General features: G+C 72.8%; 14 protein-coding genes and 1 tRNA gene. 9 read left to right on the forward strand and 6 right to left on the reverse strand.

What is annotated here, in order from left to right; genetic code table 11:
- Window positions 1-92 precede the first annotated feature (92 nt).
- Both SM793_RS35135 and SM793_RS35140 read left to right on the forward strand, forming a co-directional pair.
- Window positions 93-166: transfer RNA gene (locus SM793_RS35135), tRNA-Met, on the forward strand.
- A gap of 306 nt (window positions 167-472) precedes the next feature.
- Complete coding sequence (locus SM793_RS35140; protein WP_320442401.1) at window positions 473-1,405, forward strand: serine hydrolase; 933 nt, start codon at window positions 473-475, stop codon at window positions 1,403-1,405.
- Between the two features lie 4 nt (window positions 1,406-1,409).
- Here SM793_RS35140 and SM793_RS35145 read toward each other — a convergent pair whose 3' ends face one another.
- The gene (locus tag SM793_RS35145; RefSeq protein WP_320442402.1) at window positions 1,410-2,471 is read right to left on the reverse strand and encodes an alpha/beta hydrolase family protein; all 1,062 of its coding nucleotides are present in this window, start codon (window positions 2,469-2,471) and stop codon (window positions 1,410-1,412) included.
- A gap of 203 nt (window positions 2,472-2,674) precedes the next feature.
- Here SM793_RS35145 and SM793_RS35150 point away from each other — a divergent pair, with 203 nt between their 5' ends.
- Both SM793_RS35150 and SM793_RS35155 read left to right on the forward strand, forming a co-directional pair.
- Complete coding sequence (locus SM793_RS35150) at window positions 2,675-3,274, forward strand: GNAT family N-acetyltransferase (RefSeq protein WP_320442412.1); 600 nt, start codon at window positions 2,675-2,677, stop codon at window positions 3,272-3,274.
- 65 nt (window positions 3,275-3,339) lie between these two features.
- A complete protein-coding gene (locus SM793_RS35155; protein ID WP_320442413.1) occupies window positions 3,340-4,185 on the forward strand; it encodes a PaaX family transcriptional regulator C-terminal domain-containing protein in 846 nt (281 codons plus the stop codon).
- A gap of 23 nt (window positions 4,186-4,208) precedes the next feature.
- On the opposite strand, the gene SM793_RS35160 is transcribed toward SM793_RS35155, so the two are convergent.
- Window positions 4,209-4,547, reverse strand: coding sequence for a cupin domain-containing protein (locus tag SM793_RS35160; protein ID WP_320442403.1), 339 nt, complete (start codon window positions 4,545-4,547; stop codon window positions 4,209-4,211).
- Between the two features lie 274 nt (window positions 4,548-4,821).
- The gene (locus SM793_RS35165; protein ID WP_413816106.1) at window positions 4,822-5,976 is read right to left on the reverse strand and encodes a serine hydrolase domain-containing protein; all 1,155 of its coding nucleotides are present in this window, start codon (window positions 5,974-5,976) and stop codon (window positions 4,822-4,824) included.
- A gap of 235 nt (window positions 5,977-6,211) precedes the next feature.
- On the opposite strand from SM793_RS35165, the gene SM793_RS35170 reads away from it, so the two are divergent.
- From SM793_RS35170 to SM793_RS35180, 3 genes are all read left to right on the forward strand, one after another.
- Window positions 6,212-6,967: a class I SAM-dependent methyltransferase gene (locus tag SM793_RS35170; protein ID WP_320442404.1), complete on the forward strand. Its 756-nt coding sequence runs from the start codon at window positions 6,212-6,214 to the stop codon at window positions 6,965-6,967.
- Between the two features lie 89 nt (window positions 6,968-7,056).
- A complete protein-coding gene (locus tag SM793_RS35175; RefSeq protein ID WP_320442405.1) occupies window positions 7,057-7,182 on the forward strand; it encodes a DUF397 domain-containing protein in 126 nt (41 codons plus the stop codon).
- A gap of 82 nt (window positions 7,183-7,264) precedes the next feature.
- Window positions 7,265-7,726 (forward strand): hypothetical protein, encoded by a 462-nt coding sequence (locus SM793_RS35180; RefSeq protein ID WP_320442406.1) that lies wholly within the window; start codon window positions 7,265-7,267, stop codon window positions 7,724-7,726.
- A 55-nt stretch (window positions 7,727-7,781) separates the two neighbouring features.
- On the opposite strand, the gene SM793_RS35185 is transcribed toward SM793_RS35180, so the two are convergent.
- Both SM793_RS35185 and SM793_RS35190 read right to left on the reverse strand, forming a co-directional pair.
- Window positions 7,782-8,585, reverse strand: coding sequence for an ABC transporter permease (locus SM793_RS35185; RefSeq protein WP_320442407.1), 804 nt, complete (start codon window positions 8,583-8,585; stop codon window positions 7,782-7,784).
- The gene (locus SM793_RS35190; protein ID WP_320442408.1) at window positions 8,582-9,571 is read right to left on the reverse strand and encodes an ATP-binding cassette domain-containing protein; all 990 of its coding nucleotides are present in this window, start codon (window positions 9,569-9,571) and stop codon (window positions 8,582-8,584) included. Before SM793_RS35190 ends, SM793_RS35185 begins: the two co-directional genes overlap by 4 nt.
- A 218-nt stretch (window positions 9,572-9,789) precedes the next feature.
- On the opposite strand from SM793_RS35190, the gene SM793_RS35195 reads away from it, so the two are divergent.
- Window positions 9,790-10,545: a GbsR/MarR family transcriptional regulator gene (locus SM793_RS35195; protein ID WP_320442409.1), complete on the forward strand. Its 756-nt coding sequence runs from the start codon at window positions 9,790-9,792 to the stop codon at window positions 10,543-10,545.
- A gap of 43 nt (window positions 10,546-10,588) precedes the next feature.
- Here the strand turns inward: SM793_RS35195 and SM793_RS35200 are convergent, their stop codons facing one another.
- On the reverse strand, window positions 10,589-10,948 hold the full coding sequence (locus SM793_RS35200; RefSeq protein ID WP_320442410.1) for a DoxX family protein: 360 nt from the start codon (window positions 10,946-10,948) through the stop codon (window positions 10,589-10,591).
- 277 nt (window positions 10,949-11,225) lie between these two features.
- Here SM793_RS35200 and SM793_RS35205 point away from each other — a divergent pair, with 277 nt between their 5' ends.
- A complete protein-coding gene (locus SM793_RS35205) occupies window positions 11,226-11,789 on the forward strand; it encodes a hypothetical protein (RefSeq protein ID WP_320442411.1) in 564 nt (187 codons plus the stop codon).
- The last annotated feature ends 85 nt before the right edge of the window (window positions 11,790-11,874 follow it).

Here is an 11,874-nt window from a genome sequence, read left to right on the forward strand (position 1 = left end):
CGTTCCCCGCACCAAAAAGCCGGCCTCTCGGCACCTCGCCCGAAAGCGATTCGCTTTTCGTCCATCCAATGCCGTAAGGTCAGGTTTACCGACGCGGGGTGGAGCAGCTCGGTAGCTCGCTGGGCTCATAACCCAGAGGTCGCAGGTTCAAATCCTGTCCCCGCTACCCAGTAGCAACGAAGGCCCGGAGGATCCGTCCTCCGGGCCTTCGTCGTTCTCCTCGGAGTCCAGAAGGGCTGGCATCGGACACGCGCGATGCGCGAGGGTAGCGCGACCTTCGCCGTGATGCTCCGCCGGCTACGGCCCGTGCCGCTACGGCCCGTGCCGCTCCGGCCCGCGCCGCTGCGATCCGGTGAGGAGTACTGTGAAAGGGCCGTCACGCATCCGGGCGGCTCGGCGGCCGGCGGGTCCTGAGAAAACGTCCATGCCGTCCTCAGGATGTTCATAGCCGCGCGCTCTACTCTCATCGATCATGGCGATACGAAGCGTCTCCCGGGCAAGAGTGTGGGTACCGGTCGGCCTCCTCGTCGCCGCGGGGACGGTGGCCGCGGCGTTGCAGGGGCAGTCCGGCGGTGTCGAGAGCCGGCCGCCGATGTCCGTCGTGGCCGACACGACCTCGTCCGCCCCTCCGACGGTCACCCCGGCGAGCAGTACGGTCACCCCGACAGCCACGCCCACCGCCGCCGCGACCGGAGCCGCCGCCGAGGCCCTGCACAGCGCCGTCGGCCGGGCCGAGGGCGCGGTCGCGGTGGCGGTCACCGACCTGGGCACCGGGCAGTCGCTCAGTTACGGCGACCCCGGTCACGGCTTCGCCACCGCCAGCGTCGTCAAGCTCGACATACTGGCCGCACTGCTGCTGCGGACGCAGGACCTCGGCAGCACGCCGACCGCCGCCCAGCGCGGCCTGGCCACCACGATGATCGAGAACAGCGACAACGACTCCGCGACCGGCCTGTGGGACGAGATCGGCGCGGACGCGGGTCTCGACGCCGCCAACGCACGGTTCGGCCTGACCGCCACCGAGGCCGGCCGGGACGGCTACTGGGGCCTCACCTCGACCACCGCCGACGACCAACTGCGGTTGCTGCGCCAGGTCTTCACCGACGACTCGCTGCTCTTCCCCGCCTCCCGCGCCTACATCCAGGAGCTGCTCGACCAGGTGGAGGAGGACCAGCGCTGGGGCGTGGGCGCGGCGGCGAGCAACGGCGGGTACGAGGTGAAGAACGGCTGGCTGCCGAGGGACACCGACGGCCTGTGGGTGATCAACAGCATCGGCCGGGTCGAGCGGGACGGGCACGAGCTGCTGATCGCCGTGGTCTCGGACGGGAATCCGACCGACACCGACGGCATGGACCTGGTGGAGTCGGTGGCCCGGGCGGCGGCCGAGGCCGTGACCGGGAGCTGAGAGCTCATCCCTGCCGCGGCGCGCGACCGAGTCCGGCGAGGAACTGCCGTTGGCCGTCCAGGAATCCGTCCGCGAAGAGCGAGCGGGGCGAGAAGAGCGCGGTGAGCGTGAGCCTGAGGTCCGACTGTTCGACGGACCGCTTGAGCAGTGAATGGGCCGCGTCCGGATAGTGCTCGACCGTCAGGGCGCCGCCCGTGTCCAGCGCCTCGCGGTAGCCGCGTTCGGTGTCGGCGGTGTCCACATTGGTGTCCTGGCCCGCGAGGACCAGCAGCACCGGGACGCCGCGCAGGGCGACGAGGTCCCGGGTGGCGTCGGCGGTGTGGTTCCTGGAGACGAAGCCCCAGCGGTCGGCCGTCATGCCGTCCGCGTCGCCGCCCATGGCCGCGACGTACTCGTCGAAACCCGCGTGGCGCGCGAGCAGCGCCCGGACCGCGTCGCTCCTGGCGGTCTCGGCCTCGATCCGGGCCGCCGACGCGCCCTCGGCGCGCAGTTCGGCGAGGAGGTTGTAGCGGCCCTGCCGGAGCCAGTTGATCGCGGGCGAGACGGCGACGACGAAGCTCACGGGCGTCCTGGCGGCGACCTTCGGCAGGACCCAGCCCGCCTGGCTGGCGCCCCAGAGCCCGATCCGGCCGCCGTCGATGTCCGGGCGGGCGCGGGCCCAGGCGATCGCGGCGGCCGTCTCGTCGGCCCGGCCGTCCATGGACTGGTCGAGCCAGTTGCCGGGGGCGCCCGCGACGCCGGGCTTGTCCCAGGACAGGGAGGCGTACCCCGCCTTGGCGTTCGCCTCCCAGATGGGCTTGTAGCCGTCGTCGTGGGTGGCGTCGGCCGGACCGTCGCCGTGGACGTACACGACGAGTCCGTGGCGCTCGCGGCCGTCCCTGGGGACGGCGAGTACGCCGTTGAGGACGTGGTCGCCGTGGCGGATCGAGACCCGCCGCTCGTCCATGGCGTAGGAGTTCTGCCACAGCACCGCGCCGACGAGGGCGGCGCCGACGAGCAGCACCGCGACGAGCGACCACGCGGTGATGCGGAGCCCCCGCCGCCGGCCCTCGGTCTTGTGACCCACGGGACGGTCACCTCCGTTCTGGTTCCGGTTCTGATCCCGCCCTAGAACTATCACTACAAGAACGGTCGTGGCGAGTCTGATAGATTTGAGTCCTGGTTTCGAGGATCGAAGAGAAGAGGAGGCACAGCATGGGACCGGACACACCGGACGCACCGGACACACCCGGCCACCCCGGCTACCCCGGCTACCCCGGCGCCGGAACGGTGACCGTGCGGCGGGGCCTCCCCGCCGGAGCCGAACGGCTGGCCGCCGAGCTGTACTGGGGCGCCTTCGGCCGCAAACTCGGCCCCGCCCTCGACCCGCCCGACAAGGCCGTGCCCTTCATCGCCGCCCACCTCAACGCCGACCGCGCGGTCTGCGCGCTCCTCGACGGGCAGCTCGTCGGCCTCGCCGGGTACCAGCACGGCGGACGGGCCCTGACCGGCGGATCGGCCGGGGCCGTGCTGCGCGCGTACGGACACCTGCGCGGACTGCACCGGCTCCTGCTCCTCACCCTGTTCGAACGCCGTCCGGCCCCCGGGCAGCTGCTCATGGACGGGATCGCCGTGAGTCCGGAGCTGCGCGGCCGGGGGGTCGGCAGCCTGCTCATCGAGGAGGTGGCCGCCGTCGCGGCGGAACAGGGCTACCGGGAGATCAGACTGGACGTGATCGACACCAACCCGCGTGCCCGGGCCCTGTACGAGCGACGCGGCTTCACGGCCGTGCGGACCGAGCAGATGCCCTATCTGCGCGGGCTGTTCGGCTTCGGCGCGGTCACCACCATGCGCCGCGCCGTCGACACCGGAGCGGAGGCCGAGCGGTGAACACCGGCACCGACCGCACCGGAACCGACCACACCGGCACCGACCATGTCGAGGTCCCCACCCGGATGCTCGTCCACGCGATGGTCCGCGAGGACGGCACTGTCGGCGCCGACGAGCTGTACAGCGTCGCCAGCGCGCTGGGCATGAGCGACCAGCAGGTACGGCTGTGCGTCAAGCGCCTCGTCGCCGAGGGCCGGTTCACCCACGAGGGCCGGGGCCGCAGGGCGGAGCTGCACGCGACCCCGGACACCGTGCACGCCCTCGCCCCCAACGCGGACTTCCTCCGGCACGCCTTCCGCCAGGACGCGGGGGCCGCGCCCTGGGACGGCGTCTGGCACCTGGCCGCCTTCGCGGTGCCCGAATCGGCGCGCACCGCCCGGGACGCCCTGCGCGAGACGCTCGTCCACCTCGGCGGCGCCCCGCTCCAGGGCGGGCTGTACGTCAGCGCCAACGCCTGGGAACCGTACGTCGAGGACGCCGCCCACCGCCTCGGCGCCCACGGCGCCCTCACCCTCCTCACCACGGCCGACCTGCGCCGGGGCGACACCCGGGAGCCCGCCGAACTCGCCCGGGAGCTCTGGCCCCTGGCGGAGATCGCCGACCGCTACCACCGCCTCGACCGCGTCGCCGCGCCCCGCCTCGACCGGCTCACCGGCCCAGCCGAACTCTCCTCCGCCGAACTCCTCACCATCGCGGTCGAGTTGGCCGCCGAACTCACCCGCGCCATGGAGCCCGATCCGCTGCTGCCGCCCCAGCTGCTGCCCCGGCCCTGGCCCGGCGCCCGGGCCCGGGAGCGGATCGCCCGCTGCTGGGCCGCCCTGTACGCCCGCGACCGGGGCGAGGCCCGCCCGGCCCTCTTCCGCCGCTACGCCGACATCACCCGGGAAGCGGCGGACCGGGTCACGGACTGACAGCGGAACCGACCGCTCGGGACTCACTCCGCCTCGGGGACCTCGACGATCAGCAGCGTCCCCCGGCTGCCGGGGCGGACGGCGTGGGCCGCGTGCGCCGGGATCAGCTGCAGCTCGCCGGGGCCGACCGTCAACTCGGCCCCGTTCAGCAGGAGTTCGAGGCGGCCGTCGAGGACGAGCAGCACCTCGGGGTCGGCATGGGACTCGACGGGCAGCGGCCGCCCGTCCATCCGCAGGACCTTCACGGCGGCCGTGCCCACCTGCCCCAGCAGGTGCGACGCCCACGGAGCCGGCAGCGCGGACGCGGCAGCGGACAGGTCGATCGGGTCCACGGCGACAGGGTTCACGACGGTCGGGTTCACGGCATACCTCCACGGCGGGCCCGGACCGCCGTGGAGGCAGGACAGGACCGCGATGTGTTCGAAGGGGACGAGCTGGACGCTATCCGAGCGGCCGGGCCCGTTGGTCGACCGTTTGGTAAAACCTCGCGCCGAGCCCGTCCGTCCGCGAGGCTCCGCGCGGACGGACGGCCCAGCTCCCGGCACCCGGCCGCCCACTGCTCCTCCACCCTGTTCGACGGGCCCTCGGCCGCGTACCCGGAGGTCCGGCGGGACCGGTGAGACAGCCCCCGACCACTCACCGGCACAGGGCCGCGTCGAGCACGCCCTCCAGCTTCCGCCCGGCCGCCTTGTCCGGTGCCTGGACCGTCATCGTGACGGTGGCGGCGCGGCCGTCCGCCGTGACGCCGACCCGGGTCTCGTAGCCCGGGATGCTGCCGCCGTGCCCCCAGTACTCGCCGCCGCAGGAGAGCGGCGTGCTCACCAGCCCCAGCCCGTAGCCCGATCCCGCCGCGAACGGGTCCCCGGCGGGGGTGGTGGCGCGCATCTCGGCGAGCTGCGCGGGCGGGAGGAGTTCGCCGTCCAGCAGCGCCGTGAAGAAGCGGCCGAGTTCGGAGGGGGTGGAGACGAGCTGGCCCGCCGCCCAGGCCCAGGAGGGGTCCATGTCCGTGATGTCGACCAGCGGCCCGTCCGCCGACTCGCGGTAGTAGCCGTGCGGGTGGGCCCCGCGGATCGTCGCGTCCCCCGGGGCGGGGAAGTACGTGTGGCGCAGGCCGAGCGGCCGGACGATCCGCCGCTCGATCTCTTCGGCCAGGCCGTGCCGCGTCACCGCCTCGACGATCAGCCCGGCGAGCACGTAGTTCGTGTTGCTGTAGGCCCACTTGTGGTCCTCGGGCGCGGCGTCGGCCGGGTACCGGAGGGCGATGTCGAGCAGTTCGCGCGGCTCGTAGCGGCGGACGTCGTCGCCGAGGTGGAGGGTGTAGTTCGGCAGCCCGCTGGTCTGCTGGAGCAGGTGCCGGAGGGTGATCCGGTTGCCGTCGATCCCGTCGCCCCGGACGACGCCCGGCAGGTAGCGCTTCACCGGCGCGTCCAGGTCGAGCCGCCCCTGGGCGACGAGTTGGAGCACGACCACCGCCGTGAAGGTCTTGGTGTTGCTGCCGACCCGCACCCGCCCGTCCCTCGGCACCGCCGCACCGGTGGCGACGTCGCCGACCCCGGCGGTGTAGCCGCGGGTGCGCCCGTCCAGGAAGCGGACGGTGCCCAGCGCGCCGGGTGCGCCCGTCTCCGCCAGCAGCGCGTCCAGCCGCTGCTGGACGGCGTCCGGACGGGCGGTGGTGGCGGTTCTGGCGCCGGCGGCGCCGGCGGTGCCGGTGGCGGCCATGGCTGGGGCGCCGACGGTGGCGACCAGGGCGGCGGCGGTGACGACAAGGGTGACGGTCTTCCAGCGGCTCATGAAATGCCTCTCGTGCAAGGGTGCGTGTGCTCGGCGCCCGGCCTGCCGGGTGCTGTTCCACAAGATCACCCAGCCGGGCGGGCGGTCATCAGCTCATCGGGCGAGCGGTCGTCAGCTCAGCGGACGAGCGGAGGCGGCCGACCATGAGCCCCCGGTCCTGGCCGCCTTCCTCCTCCGGGCCTACCCGAGCGGCTCTCCCTTGTGCGGAGCAACCCGCTCCGCAACCATGGCCCGCATGATCGACTACGACGGCGAGGCTCTGGCGTACGACACCACCCGGGGCGGCGAACCCCGGGCGCAGGCAGCGGCCGACGCCCTGGAACAACTGCTCCCGCAGGGCCGCGCGACCGTGCTGGACATCGCCTGCGGCACCGGCATCGTGACGCGTCGACTGCTGCGGCCGGGCCGTACCGTGCTGGGCGTCGACCGCTCCCCCGGGATGCTCGTCCCGGCCGGGCGGCGGATACCCGGCGGGGCGGTGTGCGGCGACGCGACGCGGCTGCCGTTCGCCTCGGGGAGCGTGGACGCCGTGGTGATGGTCTGGCTGCTGCACCTGCTCCCGGACCCGGACGCCGTGCTCGCCGAGGCCCTCAGGGTGCTGCGGCCCGGCGGCAGGCTGGTGACCACCGTCGACAAGGAGGCGGCCTACTTCACCGAGGACGGCGACCTCGCCCGGGCCACCGCCGAACTGCGCCGCCAGTACGCGCCGCACGCACCCGACCGGACCGGCCGGATCCTGGACTGGGCGGCGGACCACGGCCTGCGCCCCGTCGGAGAGGCCCGCTTCCCCGGCACCGGACAGGGGCGCGGCGCGCGGCAGTGGCGGGAGGCGATCGAGGCGGGCCGCATCCCCTGGTGCGTGCGGGCCGACGCCGGGCAGGTGGCCGAGGTGGTCCGGCGCCTCACGGCGCTCCCGGACCAGGACACCCCGATCGCCGACCCGCAGTACCGCCTCCTCGCCCTGGAGGTGTTCGGACCGCCGGCACCCTGACGGCGGCCCGAACACCCCCTCACCGCTCGACCGTGGTGGCGGTGGGGGCCGGGGTCGGGGTCGGGCGGGGACCGCCGTGGTGACGGGTGGTGAGGGGGTACGCCTCCGGCACCGTCCACGTCCGCGACTCCGAGGACAGGACCGGCCCCCGGCTCGCCTTCCACCCCGCCGCCAGGAAGGCGTTCGTCGGCTTCGCCGCCGACACCGACCTCTGAGTGCCGGGAGCGTCCCGGGAACTCCACCGCGCTGTACGGTCGGGCGAGTACCGCAGCCGTAGAGACAGGCACAGGAGGCGAGATGGGACCGGACCGTGATCCCGATTGGTTCTGGGAGGTCCTGGACGCGACACGACCGCGGCTGTCCGCCCTGGAGTCCTGGTTGGAGTCCCAGCCGCGCGACGTACTCGAAGCCTTCGCGCTCGCCTACGAGTCCGCGGCGGAATCGCTGGCCGACTTCTCGGAGGGCGTGAGCGTGGACGGGGACGTCTGGTCCGAGGACGGCACCGAGGATCTGTGCAGGTGGGTGGTCGGACAGGGCTACGGGCTGTGGAGCCCGGTGGTGGCGGGAGACCTACCGCTCGAAGAGGTCGCTCGGATGTATCTGGGCCGCGCGCCGCTGCTTCCGGAGGGCGGGACGCCCTGGGACGGGGAGGTATCGGACCCCGCGCACAGGGGCTACCAGTCCCCCGGGGCCATCGTGCAGGGCGTCTACCGGACGCGATTCGCCGAGGATCTCCACGAACGGCTTGCGGGCATGTGAGGAGATTGCCCCGGCCGGGCGGGCAACGCGGCGGGGCTCCTGGCAGTGCTGACACTCACTTGGTCGGCTCGCGATCGTAGAGCCTCCTGGCCCACAGGTACCCGCCCAGAGTGATCAAGGCGCACCAGCCGACGGCCAGGATCGCACTGTCCCCGATCGGAGTGCCCATCAGCAGCCCGCGCAGGGTTTCGATGAACGGGGTGAACGGCTGGTAGTCGGCGAACCATTTCAGCCCGGACGGCATGGAGTCGGTGGGGACGAACCCGCTGCCCATCATGGGCAGGATCATCAGCGGCGTCAGCATATTGCTCGCGGTGGCGACGCTCCTGGCGACCATGGCCAGGGCGACCGACAGCCAGGTGATCGCGAGAACGACCATGACCAGCACGCCGACCGCACCGAGCCACTCGCCGGGGTCCGCGGTCGGTTCGAATCCCACCAGCAGCGCGACCCCGATGACGGCGGCGATGCTCAGCAGGGTCTGGACCAGGCTGCCCAGCACATGGCCGGTGAGCACCGAGACCCGGGTGATGGCCATGGTGCGGAACCGGGCGACGATGCCCTCGGTCATGTCGATTGCCACCGAGATCGCGGTGCCCTGGGCCGAGGTCGCCACGGTCATCAGGACGACGCCGGGGACGACGTAGTTCACATAAGCGTCGCGGCCGCCCGACGGCCCGCCGAGGCCGGTGCCGAGGATGCCGCCGAGAACGTAGACGAAGAGCAGCAGGAAGACCACCGGCACGCCGGCGGCCGTCAGGACGAGCGTCGGATAGTGCAGCATGTGCCGCAACCGGCGGCGCAGCATGGTCGCGGAGTCGGCGAAGGCGTTGTAAGCCGTAGTGGAAGCGCTGCTCATCGGGCGGGCTCCTGTTCCGTCGCCGGGTTGGCCGGGTTGGCGGGGTTGGCCGGGTTGCCCGTCAGGGCGAGGAAGACGTCGTCGAGATCGGGGGTGTGGACCCGCAGTTCGTCCACCGCGATCGAGGCGTGGTCGAGCCGGTCGAGCAAGGCGCGCAGCGACCGGACATCGCCCCGGCCGGGGATCTGCAGGGTGCACGCCTCGTCGTCGCGGGACACCACGTCCAGCGTCCGGGCCGCCTGCTCGTAATCGCGCGGGTCGGCGAACCGCAGGGTGATGTGGCCGCCGCCGACCTGCCGCTTGAGTTCCTCCGGCGGGCCCTCCGCCACCAGCCTTCCCCGGTGCAGGACAGCGATCCGGTCGGCGAGCCTGTCGGCCTCCTCCAGGTACTGGGTGGTGAGGAAGATCGTGACGCCCTCGTCGTTCACCAGCCCGCGGATGATCTCCCACATGGTCCGCCTGCTACGCGGGTCCAGCCCGGTGGTCGGCTCGTCGAGGAAGATCACCCGGGGCCGGCCGACCAGCGTCATCGCGAGGTCCAGGCGGCGGCGCATCCCGCCGGAGTACGTCATCGCGGGCTTCCGCGCCGCGTCCGTCAGGTCGAACCGCTCCAGCAGGTCCGCGGCGGTCTGCCGCCGTTCCCTGCGGGGCAGGCGGTTCAGACAGGCCATCAGCAGCAGGTTCTCCTCGCCGGTGAGGAAGTTGTCCACCGCGGAGAACTGGCCGGTGACGCCGATCGCGCCGCGCACCTCGTCCGGATCCCGGACCACGTCGTGGCCGGCGACCCGCATCTCCCCCTCGTCGGCACGGATCAGCGTGGACAGGATCTGCACCACGGTGGTCTTGCCCGCACCGTTCGGGCCGAGCAACGCGAAGACGGATCCGGCGGGGATATCGAGGTCGATGCCGTCGAGCACCACGTGATCGCCGTACGCCTTGCGTAACGCGGTCGCCGCGATCGCGGATCGACCGAGATCGGTAGTCATGGGTTTCACTCCCGTTGATGAGATCCGGCGCCGCACGGGCGCTTTCACGACTCAGCGAAAGTTACGTTGCATACAGGGCGTCGTCAATCACATTTACGCAAAGCAATGGCATAATTGCAGGCCAGTTGGCTAAATCGTTGCATGGCGCATGACGACTAATGCAACGACGTTGCGTTGCATTAAGCTGTTCGCGACGCCGACAGCGGAGGAGACGCCCGATGCCCGGTGACCGACTCACCCTCCAGGACCGACAGCAGATCGCCGCGGGCCTGCGCGAGGAGCTGACCTACGCCGCCATCGGCCGCCGCATCGGGCGGCCGACGTCCACCGTCACCCGGGAAGTGATGCGCAACGGTGGGCCGCGCGGCTACCACGCCGAGGCGGCCAACCGGGTCGGCACACGCAACGGGCGCCGACCCGGGACCGCCGCGCCGACGTCGACGCCGACACCGTCACCGTCACCGGGAAGGGCCGACCATCGCGGGCGCGATCCACGGCTCGTAGACGAAGTGGACGCGCAGAGCACGGAACTGATGATTCGGGCCGGACTGCCACCGATGATGGCCCGGGTGCTCGCCGCGCTGTTCACCACCGACAGCGGCAGCCTCACCTCGGCGGAACTCGTGCGACGTCTGCAGGTCAGCCCCGCCTCCGTCTCCAAGGCCATCGGCTACCTGGAGACCCAGGCACTCGTCGAACGCGAACGCGACCCGCACAGCCGCGCCGAACGCTACGCCGTCGACGGCGACGTGGCGTTCCGGTCCATCGTGGCGGGCGCGGACAACCAGACCCGGATCGCCGAGGCCTGCCGGACCGCGGCCCGGAAACTCGGCCCCACCACCCCCGCCGGCGCCCGGCTGGAGAACACGGGCCAGTTCCTCCTCCACGTCGTCGACGACCTGCTCCGCTCGGCCGAGTACTGGCACACGGTCTACCCCACCCACCCCCGGGAAACCTCCGAGACCGACGGCTGAGCGGATCACGTCGGCGCGTCCAGCGGTCGGCGGCCGTGCTCCGTCACCGTCCGGTGGCGAGCCAGAGGGTCACAGCGGCACTGGTGACGAGCCCGGCGTTGAGTGCGATCCGGCGGTCACCGCCGGCCAGGTGGACGGCGATCGCACCGGCCTGGAGGAGGACGAGGCCGCCGGCCGCCGCCGGTGCCAGCGGGAGCGCGATGCCCGTCAGCGGCGGCAGGAGCAGGCCCGTCGCGCCCAGGACTTCGGCCGTCCCCAGCGCCCTCAGGGCGGGCAGCGGTATCCGGTCGACCCAGGCCATCATCGGCCGGAGCTGATCGCGGCCGCGGGTCACCTTCAACGTGCCCGCGTAGAGGTAGAAGAGGGCGAGCGGGACCGCGACGATCCAATAGGCGATGTTCATGGTGAGAAGTCCACCGCCGGGGAGCCGCCGCTGTCCAAGACCCGTTTTCGCTGCGCCGTTACCCTGCGGGTATCGGCGCAGCCGGCCGCATGCGCGCCATGGGCCGTCGGCATTCCTCCCCCACCCCGACAGATTGCAGCTGTACCCGGCTGGAGTGGGAAGTCGACGTTGCCGACTTCCCACTCGCACTGCAAAACACGTTGTGCGTGCTGCCGCGTCAGGAGTAATAACCAATGGTGGGCCTGCGGTTGTGAGCCCCGACGCTACGTTGCCGATCATGCTGCGAGGGGGAGCCATGGGGTGTGTGGCGGTCGCCGCCCGGGCGCTGGCCGTGGTCGTCGCCACCTGGCTGGCGCTGTTCGTGCTGATGGTGCTGGTGGTCCTGCTGGGACCGCTCCTGCCGGGCGTCTCGCCCCGCGGCGTCCTCTCGTCCTCGGTCGTCCCGCTGTGGCTGCTCGCGCTGTTCCTCGGACCGCTGGTCGCCTGCGTCGCGGCGCGCCGGTGGATCGCCGGTGGCCGAGCCGGGACTCCGGACGGACCGCCCCCGCCGCCTCCTTCGCCCCCGCCCGGGCACGCGCGAGCCGAGCAGGACGTGCCGCCTCCTCCGCGGCCCGACGAGCAGCGGCCCTTCCAGGCTCCGCATACCCCGCGTGCCCCGGAGGACCCGCCTGCCCCGGAGGACCCCGACGCCGAGGCCCGGCGACGGGCCCGTGCGGACGCCGAGCGGGCGCGCGCGGCAGCCGAGCGGGCGCGCGCGGCAGCCGAGCGGGCGCGCAAGGAGGAAGCCCGGCGACGAGCGGCACGCAACCGCCGGCTGCGCGAACGGGGGCGGCGCTACTGACGAGCCGCAGGCCCGCCGGGGAGCGCCGCGCCACGGTGCCACCGGCAACACGGGGTGGGGAGTGGCCGGCGGGGGCTTGCCCCCC

It is taken from the genome of Kitasatospora purpeofusca, assembly GCF_034043715.1.
Taxonomy (GTDB): Bacteria; Actinomycetota; Actinomycetes; order Streptomycetales; family Streptomycetaceae; genus Kitasatospora; species Kitasatospora purpeofusca_A.